The sequence below is a fragment of the Brevundimonas sp. Root1423 genome (assembly GCF_001426805.1).
On sequence record NZ_LMFL01000023.1, the window covers coordinates 257,841 to 272,215 of the forward strand.

Annotated in this window: 15 protein-coding genes and 2 pseudogenes; 9 read left to right on the forward strand and 8 right to left on the reverse strand. The window is 68.5% G+C overall.

Translation table 11 applies throughout. The features are described 5' to 3' along the window. Positions 1-70 precede the first annotated feature (70 nt). Positions 71-1,117 carry a nitronate monooxygenase family protein gene (locus ASD25_RS14645; protein ID WP_056619166.1) on the forward strand — a complete coding sequence of 349 codons (1,047 nt, stop codon included), beginning with the start codon at positions 71-73 and terminating at the stop codon, positions 1,115-1,117. A gap of 46 nt (positions 1,118-1,163) precedes the next feature. Here the strand turns inward: ASD25_RS14645 and ASD25_RS14650 are convergent, their stop codons facing one another. From ASD25_RS14650 to selD, 4 genes and pseudogenes are all read right to left on the reverse strand, one after another. Next, the gene (locus tag ASD25_RS14650; protein ID WP_056618137.1) at positions 1,164-2,459 is read right to left on the reverse strand and encodes a dicarboxylate/amino acid:cation symporter; all 1,296 of its coding nucleotides are present in this window, start codon (positions 2,457-2,459) and stop codon (positions 1,164-1,166) included. Positions 2,460-2,468: 9 nt separating this feature from the next. After that, positions 2,469-3,533 carry a tRNA 2-selenouridine(34) synthase MnmH gene (gene mnmH / locus ASD25_RS14655; protein WP_056618140.1) on the reverse strand — a complete coding sequence of 355 codons (1,065 nt, stop codon included), beginning with the start codon at positions 3,531-3,533 and terminating at the stop codon, positions 2,469-2,471. Then, complete coding sequence (locus tag ASD25_RS29490; RefSeq protein ID WP_369816608.1) at positions 3,530-4,018, reverse strand: AIR synthase-related protein; 489 nt, start codon at positions 4,016-4,018, stop codon at positions 3,530-3,532. The genes mnmH and ASD25_RS29490 overlap by 4 nt, the downstream gene beginning before the upstream one ends. Before the next feature lie 189 nt (positions 4,019-4,207). After that, positions 4,208-4,618: pseudogene (selD, locus tag ASD25_RS32025) on the reverse strand (selenide, water dikinase SelD); the annotation flags it as partial. Between the two features lie 378 nt (positions 4,619-4,996). On the opposite strand from selD, the gene ASD25_RS14665 reads away from it, so the two are divergent. The 7 genes and pseudogenes from ASD25_RS14665 (at position 4,997) to ASD25_RS14695 (ending at position 9,674) form a co-directional block, all read left to right on the forward strand. After that, positions 4,997-6,307, forward strand: a complete 1,311-nt coding sequence (locus tag ASD25_RS14665; RefSeq protein ID WP_082572491.1) for an amidohydrolase — start codon at positions 4,997-4,999, stop codon at positions 6,305-6,307. Positions 6,308-6,362: 55 nt separating this feature from the next. Beyond that, a complete protein-coding gene (locus ASD25_RS14670; protein ID WP_056618149.1) occupies positions 6,363-6,569 on the forward strand; it encodes a hypothetical protein in 207 nt (68 codons plus the stop codon). A 61-nt stretch (positions 6,570-6,630) separates the two neighbouring features. Continuing rightward, positions 6,631-7,296: a glutathione S-transferase family protein gene (locus ASD25_RS14675; protein WP_056618152.1), complete on the forward strand. Its 666-nt coding sequence runs from the start codon at positions 6,631-6,633 to the stop codon at positions 7,294-7,296. A gap of 89 nt (positions 7,297-7,385) precedes the next feature. Continuing rightward, positions 7,386-7,601, forward strand: coding sequence for a hypothetical protein (locus ASD25_RS14680; protein WP_056618155.1), 216 nt, complete (start codon positions 7,386-7,388; stop codon positions 7,599-7,601). Between the two features lie 138 nt (positions 7,602-7,739). Then, positions 7,740-8,135, forward strand: a pseudogene (greA, locus tag ASD25_RS14685) (transcription elongation factor GreA); the annotation flags it as partial. Then, positions 8,126-9,142: a mitochondrial fission ELM1 family protein gene (locus ASD25_RS14690; protein ID WP_056618158.1), complete on the forward strand. Its 1,017-nt coding sequence runs from the start codon at positions 8,126-8,128 to the stop codon at positions 9,140-9,142. The pseudogene greA and the gene ASD25_RS14690, both read left to right, overlap by 10 nt. A gap of 31 nt (positions 9,143-9,173) precedes the next feature. Further along, complete coding sequence (locus ASD25_RS14695) at positions 9,174-9,674, forward strand: hypothetical protein (protein ID WP_056618161.1); 501 nt, start codon at positions 9,174-9,176, stop codon at positions 9,672-9,674. A gap of 18 nt (positions 9,675-9,692) precedes the next feature. On the opposite strand, the gene ASD25_RS14700 is transcribed toward ASD25_RS14695, so the two are convergent. Next, positions 9,693-9,950, reverse strand: a complete 258-nt coding sequence (locus tag ASD25_RS14700; RefSeq protein WP_056618164.1) for a hypothetical protein — start codon at positions 9,948-9,950, stop codon at positions 9,693-9,695. A gap of 75 nt (positions 9,951-10,025) precedes the next feature. Here ASD25_RS14700 and trxB point away from each other — a divergent pair, with 75 nt between their 5' ends. Next, positions 10,026-11,036 carry a thioredoxin-disulfide reductase gene (trxB, locus tag ASD25_RS14705; protein WP_056618167.1) on the forward strand — a complete coding sequence of 337 codons (1,011 nt, stop codon included), beginning with the start codon at positions 10,026-10,028 and terminating at the stop codon, positions 11,034-11,036. Positions 11,037-11,042: 6 nt separating this feature from the next. Here trxB and ASD25_RS14710 read toward each other — a convergent pair whose 3' ends face one another. From ASD25_RS14710 to ASD25_RS14720, 3 genes are all read right to left on the reverse strand, one after another. Continuing rightward, entirely contained in the window at positions 11,043-11,450 is a 408-nt protein-coding gene (locus ASD25_RS14710) for a response regulator (protein WP_056618171.1), read from the reverse strand. Positions 11,451-11,550: 100 nt separating this feature from the next. Beyond that, on the reverse strand, positions 11,551-13,101 hold the full coding sequence (locus ASD25_RS14715) for a sensor histidine kinase (RefSeq protein WP_056618174.1): 1,551 nt from the start codon (positions 13,099-13,101) through the stop codon (positions 11,551-11,553). Between the two features lie 89 nt (positions 13,102-13,190). After that, the gene (locus tag ASD25_RS14720) at positions 13,191-14,357 is read right to left on the reverse strand and encodes a cell wall hydrolase (RefSeq protein ID WP_056618177.1); all 1,167 of its coding nucleotides are present in this window, start codon (positions 14,355-14,357) and stop codon (positions 13,191-13,193) included. Positions 14,358-14,375: the final 18 nt, after the last annotated feature.

The window sequence follows — 14,375 nt, forward strand, 5'->3', positions numbered from 1 at the left end:
GCGTCTATCGGAGACGGTAGACCGCTTTCGACCCATTGCTGACATCAAGGCTGGCTCCCAAATCAGGTTCATGACCTTGCTCGATAAACTCGCGCTCCGGCTTCCCGTCATACAGGCACCGATGGCCGGGGTTTCCACCCCTGTGATGGCTGCTGCCGTCTCCAACGCGGGGGCGCTTGGCTCCATTGGCGTTGGTGCCACTAACGCCCTTGGCGCAGCGCAGATGATTAGCGACGTTCGGCGGCTCACTGACAGATCGTTCAACGTGAATGTCTTCGTTCACGAGGCTCCTCGGCGCGATCCTGACCGGGAGGCGGCGTGGCTGGACGCCATGAGACCCCTCTTCGAGGGCTTCTCCGCTGAGCCGCCGCCGTCGCTCGCGACGATCTATCAGAGCTTTGCGGACGACGACGACATGCTGCGCGTGCTGGTCGAGCAAGCACCCCCTGTGGTCAGCTTCCACTTCGGCTTGCCGGAAGAGGCGAAGGTGAAGGCGCTTCGCGCTGCCGGATGCGTATTGATCGCCACTGCGACCAGCCTTGATGAAGCGTTGGCAGCGAAGAAGGCGGGCATGGACGCCGTTGTGGCCCAAGGTTTCGAAGCCGGGGGCCACAGGGGCGTGTTCGATCCTGCCGCTGCCGACGCTCAACTCGGAACGCTCGCGCTGACAAGGCTGCTCGTTGCGCGTTCCGGACTTCCGGTCATTGCTGCTGGAGGCATCATGGACGGCCAAGGGGTGCGAGCCGTCCTCGACCTTGGGGCCACAGCGGCGCAACTTGGAACAGCGTTCATCGGCTGCCCGGAGAGCGCGGCTGATGATGCATATCGCGCGGCCCTCCACAGCGACGCAGCCCACCACACCACCATGACGAACGCGATCTCCGGGCGGCCTGCCCGCTGCCTTCGGAACCGCTTCACCAGTTGGGCCGAGGGGACCACGGAAGCGACGCCCGACTACCCGGTCGCATACGACGCAGGAAAGTCCCTGAACGCGGCCGCCAAGGCGTCCGGAGACAGCGGCTTCGGCGCGCAGTGGGCCGGTCAAGGCGCTCCTCTATCGCGATGCATGGGCGCTGCTGAACTTGTCCAAACGCTCGAACGCGAGTTGAAGGCGTAGTCCGATTTCCACCCCCTGCGGACGTTCCCGACGTCTGCCTACGGCCCTAGATCCCCGACGCCGCCTCGGGATCCGCCGCAGCGTCGCGCCCCTCGACGATCCGCGCGGCCGTCAGGTCGGCGGTGACGTTTCCGACCGTGCGGAAGATGTCCGGCACGACCTCGACGGCCAGCAGCAGCGGCAGGACGTCCAGCGGCAAGCCCATGGCCAGGGCGATGGGGGCGATGGAGGCGAAGAACGAAACCTGGCCCGGCAGGCCGACGGTGCCGACGCTGATGGCCAGGGCCGCCACGCTGCCCGCGAACAGAACGCCGGGCGTCAGGGCGATGCCGTACAGGTGGGCGACGTAGATGCAGACGGCCAGATTGGCCACGGTCGAGGTGATGCGGAAGATGGCCACGGCCAGCGGCAGGACCAGACCGGCGGTCGCCGCGGAGACTCCGAGACGGTCGATGGCGCGCTCGACCATCACCGGCAGACAGGCCAGCGACGACTGGGTCGAGAAGGCCACGACCTGGGCCGGGGCGGCGGCGCGGGCAAAACGGCCCAGCGTCACCCGGCCGAAGACGACGGCCACCACATAGGTCAGCAGGATCAGGCCGATCAGGGCCAGGGAGACGATGGCGATGTAGTGGCCCAGCACGCCGGCGGCGCCGAGACCGGCCCGCAGGCCCACGCCCAGCGACAGGGCGAAGACGCCGACCGGAGCGGCGCGCAGCACCCAGTGGACGATGACGATCATCGTCTCTGACACCGCTTCGAAGAAAATGGTCAGCGGCTGGCGCAGGCGCGACGACAGGCGCGTGGTCGCGAAGCCGAAGACGATGGCGAAGACCACGATGCCGAGGATGGCGTCATCGGCCGCCGCGCGGATCGGGTTGGCGGGAGCGAGGCTGGTCAGGAAGGCGGAGAAGCCGCCGCCGCCGAGATTTTCACGGACGGCCTGATCGCCCACCGCGCCGGACAACAGCAGCCGGCCGCCCTCCGGATCGATCGGCCAGATGGCGTGCAGACCCATGGAGGCGAGGACACCGTAGACGGTGGCGCCGATCAGCAGCAAGGCGAAGACGATGATCGCCTTCAGCGCCAGCCGGCCAGTCGCCGCCGCATCCGCGATGGAGGCGATGCCGGTGACCAGCAGGCTGAAGACCAGCGGGATGATGGTCATGCGCAGGGCGTTGAGCCACAGCTGGCCCAGCCCCTCGACGAGGGCGACCGTGCCGGTCCCGCCGGGAATGCCGTAGGCCTGCGCCGCCGCGCCGGCGGCCAGTCCCCCGACCAGGGCGACCAGCACCCACAGGCTGAGCGATGAGAAGAGGGCGGCGGTGCGTGAACGGGTCATGCGGCGAAGCTAGGGGGCCGCGAGGCGGGCGTCGAGGGCCGAGATGATCGCCTTCGCCGTCTCCGTCAGACCGGACCGGGTCATGTCGGTCACGGCCACCCGCTCCAGCACCGGCCGGTTCCGGGTCTGGCCGGTGCGCAGCCAGGCCGGGTCGTAGTGGAGCTCCATGAGCTGCGCGGCCAGTTCGGCGATCTCGCCCTGCGCCGCCAGCGCGCGCCATTCGGCGATGCTGGCCCTGGCGTGGTGGCGCGGCAGGCGGGTCAGGGCCTTGTCGAGGGCTTCGGGATCGGCGGCGATGGCGGCATAGGTCTCGACGATGTGGGCCACGCGCGCGGCCGCGGGCGCGGTCAGCTCGACGATCGGCGCCGCGGCCATGGCGGCCCAGAGCATCGGCGGGATGACCCGCGCGCCGATCTTGCTGCTCTCGGCCTCGGCGATCACCGGGCGCGAGGGATCGAGGCGGGACAGGGCGTCGTGCAGCCGTGTCTCGAAGGCCTTCTGCGACGGCTGGCCGCCCGGCATGGCGCCGAACAGCGAGCCCCGGTGCGCCGCCATGTCTTCCAGATCCAGCGTCTGCATTCCCTGCCCCGCCAGCGCCGTCAGCAGGGCCGTCTTGCCCGAGCCCGTAGGGCCGTCCAGCAGAACCAGCCGGTGCGCGACGGGATGATCGTACAGCGCCGCATTCACCTGACGCCGCCATGCCTGATAGCCGTCGTGCACCACGGAAACCGGCCAGCCGACCTGATCCATCACCGTGGCCATGGCGTGCGACCGCTGGCCGCCGCGCCAGCAATAGACCAGCGGCTGGAAGCTTCCGTCCCGGTCGCCCAGGGCGCCTTCAAGGTGGGCGGCGATATTGCGGGCCACCATGGCCGCGCCGGTGCGGCGGGCGAGAAATTTGGAGCCCCGGACGTATTCGGTCCCGACCGCCGCGCGCTGGTCGTCGTCCAGCACGGGCAGGTTGATGGCCCCGGGGATGTGGTCGAGGGCGAACTCGGCCGGGCTGCGCACGTCGATGATGGCGTCGAAGGCGTCGCGCGACCGGGGACACAGCTCGACGGTGCGGCGGATCATGGCGTGACGCGCACCCGCGGCGGACCGTCGACGACGCGGCCGACAGGCAAGGCGCTGCTTCCGTTTATCCGGGCGAGGGCCTGCAGGGCGGAGACCTCGGCCTCGGCCACGGCGATCAGCAGGCCGCCCGAGGTTTGCGGATCGGTCAGCAGGTCGCGGATGACTCCGGCTTCGAGCCCGTCGACCTCGTGGCCGTAGGCGGCCCAGTTTCGGGCCGAGGCGCCGGTGCGCACGCCCTCCTCCAGCAGCCGGAGGGCGTCGCCAAGGACAGGCGGGCGGGATGTCAGCTCGACCGTCGCCCCGGCTCCGCGCGCCATCTCGAGCGCATGGCCGAGCAGGCCGAAGCCGGTGACGTCGGTGACCGCATGAACCCCGGCGCGCCCCGCCAACTCGGTCCCGAGGGTGTTCAGCCGGGTGGTCGTCTCCTTGAGGAGGCGATAGCCCTCCTTGTCCAGCCGCTCCTGTTTGAAGGCGGCGCTGAGCACCCCGACGCCGAGGGGTTTGGTCAGCAGCAGGACGTCGCCGGGACGCGCGCCGCGGTTGGTCAGGACCTGATCGGGGCGAACGAGGCCGATGACCGCCAGTCCGTAGATCGGCTCGACTAGCCGTGCGCCGAGGCGTCGTCGATCAGGGGACCGACGAGGACGCCGTCCTGACGCGGATCGCCAATGGGNTTTGGTCAGCAGCAGGACGTCGCCGGGACGCGCGCCGCGGTTGGTCAGGACCTGATCGGGGCGAACGAGGCCGATGACCGCCAGTCCGTAGATCGGCTCGACGCTGTCGATCGAGTGGCCGCCGGCGACGGGAATGCCCGCCGCGGCGCAGGCGGCGGCGCCGCCCTGGAGCACCCGACCTATGGTCCGGGACGACAGCACATTCGCCGGCATGCCCAGGATGGCCAAGGCGAGGATCGGACGCCCGCCCATGGCGTAGACGTCGGACAGGGCGTTCGTCGCGGCGATCTGCCCGAAGTGGAACGGGTCGTCGACCATGGGCATGAAGAAGTCGGTGGTGGCGACCAGCGCCTGATCGTCGTTCAGCCGCCAGACGGCCGCGTCGTCGCTGGTCTCGTTCCCGACCATCAGNGCTTTGCGTGGGGGTCGGCGCGGCGCCCAACACGACCATGGGCATGAAGAAGTCGGTGGTGGCGACCAGCGCCTGATCGTCGTTCAGCCGCCAGACGGCCGCGTCGTCGCTGGTCTCGTTCCCGACCATCAGATCGGCGAAGGCCGCCGTCTGCGGGACGCCCTTGAGGATGTCCTGCAGCACCGCCGGGGCCAGTTTGCAGCCGCAGCCGCCTCCGTGGGCCAGAGAAGTCAGGCGGGGCTCGGGCGTGTCCATGCGTCGGGTTTGGGCGAAACCGCTCGTGAACTCAACAGCCGCGCGGGGGAGCGCCCGCCCCTTTTGCGTTGCCAACCTCCGATGCGCGGACCAAGCTCCGGTCGTTCATGACGGGGGGAATGATGCGACTTCTTGCAACCACGGCCGCGCTGGCGCTGCTGGCGTTCAGCCCGGCCCATGCGCAACAGGGCGACGACCTCCGGCAGGCTGTGGCTCGCGATTATGACGCCAACCTCGGCGCCCTGTTCGACGATTTCCATCGCAATCCCGAACTGTCGGGGATGGAGGTCCGCACCTCGGGCGTCATGGCCGCTCAGCTGACGGCCCTCGGCTATGACGTCACCACCGGCGTCGGCGGGACGGGCGTGGTCGCGGTGCTGCGCAACGGCGCCGGGCCGACGGTCATGATCCGCGCCGACATGGACGGCCTGCCGCTGAGCGAGCAGTCGGGCCTGGCCAACGCCTCCACCGTCAAACAGGTCGACAGCGACGGGGTCGAAAAGCCCGTGATGCACGCATGCGGCCACGACGTTCACATCACCGCCCTGATCGGCACGGCCCGGCAGATGATGGCGCGGCGCGCGGACTGGTCGGGCACGCTTGTGCTGATCGCCCAGCCGGCCGAGGAGCGCATCTTCGGCGCCCGGGCCATGGTGCAGGACGGCCTGTATTCCCGCTTCCCCAAGCCTGACTACGCGCTCGCCTTCCACGTCTCGGCGGATCTGGCGACGGGGCTGATCGACCTGCCTCTGGGCATCACCTCGTCCAGCTCGGACAGCATCGATATCGCGGTGCATGGGGTCGGGACCCACGGCGCCTATCCGCACATGGGGATCGACCCGATCGTGGTCGCTTCGGCCATCGTGATGAACCTGCAGACCCTGCCCAGCCGCAGCATCAATCCGCTGGAGGGGGCGGTCGTCACCGTGGGAGCCATCCACGGCGGCATCAAGCACAACATCATCTCCGACCGCGTCGACATGCAGCTGACCGTGCGGGCCGACAATCCCGAGACGCGCCTTGCCCTGCTCAACGGCATCGACCGGGTCGCGCGCGGCACGGCGCTGGCGATGGGGGTGCCCGAGGACAGGCTGCCGACCGTCGTCCGCTCGCCCACCGAGACCACGCCGCCGACCATCAACGACGCCACCACCGCCGCCCGCGTGCGGGCCGCCATCGGCGGGGCCATGGGCGCCGAGCGCGTGGTCGAGGTCGCCCGCACGGGCATGGGCGCCGAGGACTTCGCCTGGTTCGTCACGCCGGAGAGCGGGGTGAAGGGCGTCTATTTCAGCGTCGGCGGCACCCCTGCCGATCAGGTGGCGACCGCGCCCGGCCACCATTCGCCCCTGTTCCGCATCGATCCGCGGCCCTCGGTCACGACCGGGGTGGAGGCGACGGTCGTGGCGGCGCAGGCGCTGATGCCGAAAGGCTGAGGGCGAGCTGAACCGTTCCCGGCGCCGTCCGTTTCACCGGGGAACGGAGACCATCATGCCTATTCCCAAGCTTGCGACCCTGATCGGCGGCCTTTTGCTCAGCAAGGGCGGGCGGCGCATGGCCGGCCGGCACGCAGGCAAGCTTGCGCTGGCCACGCTGGCCTTCCAGCTGTGGGAACAGCGGCAGGCGGCGAAGCATCCGGGCCGCCCGCAAGCCCGGACAGCCCACCCGCGCCAGCGCTGGAGCGGGCGCCGCGTCTGAATCCGCTGGACCGACGCCGCGTCAACCTCGCTAACTGGCGGCGCAAAGCGGAGCCGTCGCCATGATCACCATCCATCACCTCAATGACTCCCGCTCACAGCGCGTGCTGTGGCTGCTGGAGGAACTGGGCCTGCCCTATGAGGTAAAGCGGTACGAGCGCGATGCGAAGACCCGACTGGCTCCGCCCGAGCTGAAGGCCATCCACCCGCTGGGCAAGTCGCCGGTTCTGGACCACGGCGACATCCGGGTGGCCGAGACCGGGGCCATCATCGAATATCTGCTCGACGCCCATCCGGGCGCGGGCCTTCGTCCCGAGCGCGGGACCGAGGCCGGGCGGCGCTTCACCTACTGGCTGCACTACGCCGAGGGCTCAGCCATGACGCCCCTGCTGCTGAAGCTGATCTTCGGCGTGATCCCCGATCGAGTTCCGTTGCTCGCACGGGGTGTCGCCAAGGGTATCAGCAAGGCGATGAACGCCAATATGATCGACCCGCAGATCGCCGCGCACACGGCCCTGTGGGAGGCGGAACTGACGCGCTCGGCATGGTTCGCGGGGGACGCCTTCTCGGCCGCCGACATCATGATGAGCTTCCCCATCGAGGCGGGCGGTTCCCGGGTCGCCTACGGTCCCGACAAGCCGCGCCTCAAGGCGTTTCTGCAGACCATCCACGCGCGGCCGGCCTATCAGCGGGCGCTGGAACGCGGCGGACCTTACAGCTACGCCTGACCCTGCTTTCGGCGCCACAGGCCGTCCGCGATCCGCCCCGAAACCGGACGAGAGCGCAACCCGGCCCTGTATGGAACGTTAACAGCCCCATGCGCCCGAGAACCATTCAAGTCATCGCCGCCCTTGTCGCCGCCGTCGCCTTTGTCCTTGCCTTCATGGCCGCGGGCATCGTCCTGGTGTCCAGCCTGTTCATGGCGCTGGGCCTCGCAGCCGTCGCCTGGCTGGCCTGGAGCCTCGTCGGGCGGGTCAAATTGTGGGGCAGCATCCAGCAGATCCGCGAGCGCCGGCGCAAGGCGGTCACATAACGACAATCGACCGGAAACGCCTTGCCCCTTGAACCTTGGGGCCGGGCGCCCTACCCTCTTGGGCCGGTCGCGAGCGCCCAGCGACCCTTGGCGTCACCAACCTCTAGTCGGGCGATAGCTCAGAAATTCACGACATAGCCGAGCGTAATCTCGGCCATTTCGGAGGCGCGCGAGCATGGCGATCTTTCTGAGAACGCCGAGTATCACGCCGCCAAGGAGCGTCAGGGCTGGATCGAAGGCCAGATCGCCGACATCGAGGACAAGATCAGCCGCGCGCAGGTCATCGACGTCTCCAAGCTGGACGGCGCCCAGGTGAAGTTCGGCGCCACGGTCACCGTCGTCGACGAGGACACCGAGGAAGAGGCCCGCTACCAGATCGTCGGCGAGCACGAAGCCGATGTGAAGGCGGGCAAGATCTCGATCGCCTCGCCCATCGCGCGCGCCATGATCTCGAAAGAGATCGGCGACGTGGTCGAGGTGAACACTCCCGGCGGCGTCAAGGCCTACGAAATCCTCAAGGTCGAGTGGAAGTAGAGCCAAAAAAAGCTCCGCTCTCCGTCTGGGTCGTCTCCGACGGCCGGACCGGCATCGAAAATCAGGCGCTGGGTCTGGCGGAAGCCGTCCAGCGCCTTTTTCCATCCACCATCACGATCAAGCGCATCCGCTGGCGGGCGGCCTTCGACAAATGGCCGTCGGCGCTGAAGGCGTCGTGGATGCTGGATCCGTCGTCGGACGCCGTAACGCCCGCCGAGGGCGAGGCTTGGCCGGATCTCTGGATCGCCACCGGGCGCGCGACCTTACCGCTGTCGGTTGCGGTGCGGCGCCTGTCGGGCGGCAAGACCCGCGTCGTCCAGACCCAGGACCCCCGCTGGCGCAACACCGCCTATGATCTGATCGTCGCCCCCGCCCACGACCGCGTCGCGGGGCCCAACGTGCTGTCGATCACCGGCTCGCCGCATCGGGTCACGCCGGCCCGTCTGGCGGAAGGGGCGGCCGCCTTTGCCGACCGTCTTGAAGCCCTGCCCCGCCCGCGGATCGCGGCCCTGATCGGGGGACGCTCAAAAGCGTTCGACCTGACCGAAGCCCACGCCTCCGATCTGGCCGAGCGGATCGCCGGCGCTGTCGCGGCGTCCGGCGGCGCCTTGATGCTGACCTTCTCGCGACGGACGCCGGAGGCGGCGAAGACCGCAATGACCGGGCGGCTCGCGCATCTGCCTGGCCTGATCTGGGACGGCGCGGGGCCCAACCCCTATTTCGCCTTCCTGAACTACGCCGACCATGTGCTGGTCACCGAGGACAGCGCCAATATGGCGGCGGAGGCGGCGTCGACCGGCAAGCCGGTGCACATCCTGCCGATGGTCCCGCTGAAGCCCGCCGACAAGTTCGCCCGCATGCACGCCGACCTGCGCGCGCGCGGCGCGGCGCGGGCGTTCGACGGGACGCTGGAATCCCGGCCCTATGCGCCCTTGGCCGAGACAGAACGCGCCGCCCGCGCCGTGCTCGCCCTCACTGGCGCAACGCCGGTTTCCGGGTTCAACTAGGGCCGATTCTCCACCCCAGTCGGAGTGCGCCGTGTCGCCCTTGGTCCGCCTCGCCTGCCTCGCAGGCCTGCTTTCAACGATCGGCGGCCCCGCCCTCGCCACCCCGCCACAGGACGCGGCGGCCGCGGAGCCGAAAACCCTGGTCGAGCTGATGACGGCGGGCCGCGAATTCTTGGTCGCCACGAAGAAGGATTCCGTGCCTTTACGTCCGGGAGACTGGTCCTATCCGGAAGGGTTTGACCGTTGGGTGGTGTTCGAGGGGCGCTACACGGCCGAGAGCGGCATCTGGAGTTCGGACGGGCTCGGATTCCGGGTCAGGAACAACGAATATCACGGCTGTCCGCCCAACCTCGACCGGTCGCGCTTCATCTGTGGCGGCGCCCATTCGGACGGCTACAGAATGAGTGCGCCTATTACGCCATCCGACCACGTCGTGGTCATCCTGGGCAACGAGCTGCCGTTCGACGACGACGGCAACGTCTATCGCGACGGTCAACTGATCGGCGTCATCACCGTGCCGCCGGCGCCCTGACCGCCAGCTAAGACTGCGTCAGTCGCCGCCACCGCCGTCCGATCCGCTGTCCGGGCCGTCGGCATCCCTGTGATGACCGCCGTCGGAGGTGTAGGCGCCGCCGTCGGCCTTTTCGGACTTCCTGCGCTGGCTGGCGTCCAGCGCCACGCCCAGTCCGGCGCCGATGCCGATGCCTGCGCCGATGCCGACCGCCAGATTGTCCATAGCGATGCCCACGGCCGATCCGATCGCGACGCCCAGCGCCAGACCGATCCCGATAAAGCTGCGACCTTCCATGTCTTCCCTCCGTCAGACCTGTGAACAGTCGGAACCTACCATCGCAAGAAGCGGAATCAGCGCCTAAATAGGGGCATGAGCACCTTGAGAACCGTCCGCGTCGCCATCATCGGCTCCGGCCCCGCGGGCTGGACCGCCGCCATCTACGCCGCCCGCGCCCTGCTGAGCCCCGTCGTCATCGCGGGCCTGCAGCCGGGCGGCCAGCTGACCATCACGACCGATGTCGAGAACTATCCCGGCTTCAAGGACGTGATCCAGGGCCCTTGGCTGATGGAGCAGATGCGCGCGCAGGCCGAGCATGTCGGGACCGAGGTGATCGAGGACATCGTCGTCAAGGCCGACTTTTCGCAGCGGCCGTTCCGTCTGACGCTGGACTCGGGGACCGAGATGCTGGCCGAGACGGTGATCATTTCGACCGGCGCCCAGGCCAAATGGCTGGGGATCGAGAGCGAGGCGAAATATCAGGGCTTCGGCGTCTCGGCCTGCGCCACCTGCGACGGCTTCTTCTATCGCGGCAAGGATGTGATCGTGGTCGGCGGCGGCAACACGGCCGTGGAAGAGGCGCTGTTCCTCACCAATTTCGCGTCGAAGGTCACCGTCGTGCACCGCCGCGACGAGTTCCGGGCCGAGCGCATCCTGCAGGACCGGCTGTTCTCGAACCCCAAGGTCGAGGTGGTCTGGGACAACGCCATTGATGAGATCCTCGGCGAGACAAACAGCTTCGGCGGGGTCAACGTCACGGGCGCGCGGATCAAGAACGTCAAGACAGGCGAGACCCGCGAAATCACTGCGGACGGCGTCTTCATCGCCATCGGCCACGCACCGTCGTCAGAGCTGTTCGCCGGCCAGCTGGAGACCAAGCAGGGCGGCTATCTGGTGGTGAAGCCGGGAACGGCGGCGACCGCCATCGAGGGCGTCTGGGCCGCTGGCGACGTGACCGACGACATCTATCGTCAGGCCGTCACGGCCGCGGGCATGGGCTGTATGGCGGCGCTGGAGGCGGTGCGCTTCCTCGCCGAGGAGGATCACGCCAAGGCGCATCATCCGATTTCGCACAAGGAAGCGGAAAAGATCGGCGTCTGGTAGTCGGCGTCAGCCGAACAGCTGCAACTCGGGCGGAGCGTATTCGATCGGGCGTCCGGCCCGGCGACGCAGGGCGTAATCAACCGCCGTCTGCACCGCGCGCTCGTCGGTCGGCTTGGACAGAACGCCGATCGTTCCGGCCACGCCGTTTCGCACCATGCCCGGATTGGCGGTCATGAACAGGACGGTCACGCCCAGCTCCTGACCCAGTTCGCGTCCCAATTCGATGCCGGTCGGACCATCTGACAGGTGGATGTCGACCAAGGCCAGATCCACCTCGGTCTCCTGAACCAGCTGTCTCGCCGTGCGGGCGTCAGCCGCCGTCCCGACCACGTCATGGCCGAGATCCTCCAGCACGAAGCGCAGCTCCATGGCCACGAGGGCTTCGTCTTCAATGATCAGAATACGCGAACTCATCAGCTTCTAGACGGCTCAGTCTCTTTCGATAGCGTCCGCAACTTACAGGCGGACTGTTGAAGCAACGTTGACCCTTGCGTGAGGTTGCGAGCCAACGTCGTTATGCGACAATTTGTGCAGCGCGGCGCCGCGAAAGGGCAGTGGCGGGGAGGTCGGCGGTGACGCGGAGGCCTTCCGGCGCCCAGATGCGTTCCAGCCGCCCGCCCAGCTGGTTCTCGACAGACAGGGTCGCAAGGGACGAGCCAAAGCCGGACCGCGCCGGTTCGCCCGCGACGGGGGGCCCACCCCGCTCTTCCCAGACCAGAACGAACCGGTCGCCTTCGTTGCGCGTGTGCAGGGTAATGGCCCCTCCCTCGACCGACAGGGCGCCGTACTTCGCCGCGTTGGTCGCCAGTTCGTGGAACAGCAGGGCCACAGAGGTCGCCGCCTGATCGTCGAAGACCGCGTCCTCTCCGCTCACCGCGATCCGCATGCGGCCGTCCAGCGTCGCATAAGGTTTGAACAGGTCGTTGAGGAAGGCGTGCAGCGTCATGGTGCCTACCGTCGGACGCGAGGTCTCGGTGTGCGGACGCACGAATTCATGGGCCCGGGCGAGAGCGTTGATGCGCGTGCGCACCGCAGCGGCGAACTCCTTCGCCTCGGGGAACTGGCGCGCCGACAGGGCGATCAGGGCCGAGACGACGGCGAAGATGTTCTTGATCCGGTGGCTCAGTTCCTGGCTCAACAGATCCTTGGAATCCACGACCCTCTTGAGGTCCTCGATGTCCGTACAGGTGCCGAACCAGCGGGTGATCTCGCCCTGTTCGTTGCGGATCGGCTGGGCCCGGCCAAGGGTCCAGCGATAGACGCCGTCGGCGCGGCGGAGGCGGTATTCGATCTCATAGGGCTCGCCGGTCTTGAGCGAATGGCTCCACAGCTCCCACGCCCGGGCCTGATCGTCCGGGTGGAACATCCCGTTCCAGCCCTCGCCGTTGGTCGAGCCGGCCGGCACCCCGGTGAACTCGTACCAGCGGGCGTTATAGTAGTCGTGGAAGCCGTCCGGCAGGGTCGACCAGACCATCTGCGGCATGGAGTCGGCGATGGCGCGGAATTTGGCCTCGCTCTCGGACAGGGCTGCGGCGGCGGCGATCAGATCGTCGTCGGCGCGGCGTCCCGCAGCCAGCGCCTTGCGAAGATTGAGCAGGTTCATCACCTGCCGCGCCAGCACCTCAAGCGCCTCGGCCTGTGTCGCGTTCAGGCCTGCGGGCCGCGGGCGTGTGTCCAGCACGCACAGGGTCCCCAGCGGCAGGCCGTCCTGATCCTTCAGCAGGACACCGGCGTAGAATCTCAGTCCGGCGTCCCCCGTGACCAGCGGGTTTCCCTCGAACCGGGGGTCCTTGGTGGCGTCGGGCACGATCAGCCGGTCCTGCTCCAGCAGGGCGTGGCGGCAGAAGGAGGTTTCCAGAGGTGTTTCGCGGACGCCCAGACCGACTTCGGACTTGAACCACTGGCGGTCGGCGTCGATCAGATTGACCACGGCGATGGGCGCGTCGCACAGGCGCGCCACCAGATGGGTAATGTCGTCAAACGCGGGCTCGCGCTCGGAATCGAGGATGTCATACGAATGCAGAGCCGCCAGCCGGTCGGTCTCATTCCAGGCGGGCGTCGTCATTCAGGGTCCGTGTTCCGCGTACCTTGTACGCGCTGATACCGACTAATGCCCAAAACCAGACATTGTTGCAAAGCTGTAGGTTCCGGCGCTCAGGAGCCGGGGCGGCCCACTTCCTCGACCGCCATGGGCGTCACGCCCGGGGCGACCACGACCGGAGCCGGCGGCGTCGCCGGGGCCGGGCCTTCGAAGACGGACAGGCGCTGGTTGATGGCGGCGATATCGTCCGGCGTAGCCTGACGGCGGCCGCCGAGCGAGGCGACGCCGACCACGCGGGTCTGGCCGTTTATCTCGACCGTCCGCATTACGCCCTCGCCGTTGGCGGCGGCCTCGGCCAGCGCCTTGTCGGCCTCGGCGGCCGTGGCGATCTGGATGCGGGGCCGCGAGAACCGCGCTTCGTCGATCAGGGGTTCGCGGCCCGAATAGCGCTGGCTGAAGGCCGCGGGCTCTCCGTAGGCGCCCTTCCAGCGGTAGAAGATGTGCGCGCCGATCTGCGTCAGTTTGTTCAGAGTCGGCGACCACCAGGGATGCACATAGTCGGCGTGATAGTGGGTCGCGGTTCCAACAGCGGCGGCGACGTTGCCGGCCAGGGCGCGTTCCGCGACCCGTTTGGCGCGCTCCCACGCCCAGCCGACCGGCGCCTGGCTCAGGGCGCCGTCGCAGGTGAAGCTGAACTGGCAGCCGGTCGTGCGCTCGGCGCCTTCGAAGACGACGCCGCAGATGGTGTTGGCGTAGTTGGGGTCGCGCACGCGGTTCAGAATGACCTGGGCGACGGCCTCCTGCCCGGCCGTCGGCTCAAGCGCCGCTTCGTAATAGACGCCCTGGGTCAGGCAGCGCAGGGCCCGTCGGCGATCCTCGGGCGTGGCCGGTTTGAAGACGAAGGGCGCGGCCACACGCAGATATTGCGAGGCGTTCGGCGTCGCCGCATTCAACTTCATGGCGTCCAGACCGGTCGCCCCGAACTCCAGCCTCGGACGACCGGCCAGCGTCAGGCTCTCCCAGCCCGGCGTCAGGCCATAAAGCGCCGGCTGGCGCTCGCCGGGGTCATGCCGCAGGGCCATGGCCAGTTGCGAGGGATCCATGCGGTTCGTGATGGCGGCGAACCCCTTGGCGCCCAGATCGCCCTTGGTCAGGGTCCGCACAGCCTCGGCGCGGCGGTCGATCTCGGGCCGGGGTGTGGAACTGGCGGCCATGGCCACGCCGAAGGCGGCCAGCACCACGGGCGCGCCGGCGGCGAGCCGTCGCGTTCGTTTCAGCATCGATGTCCAATCGATCCC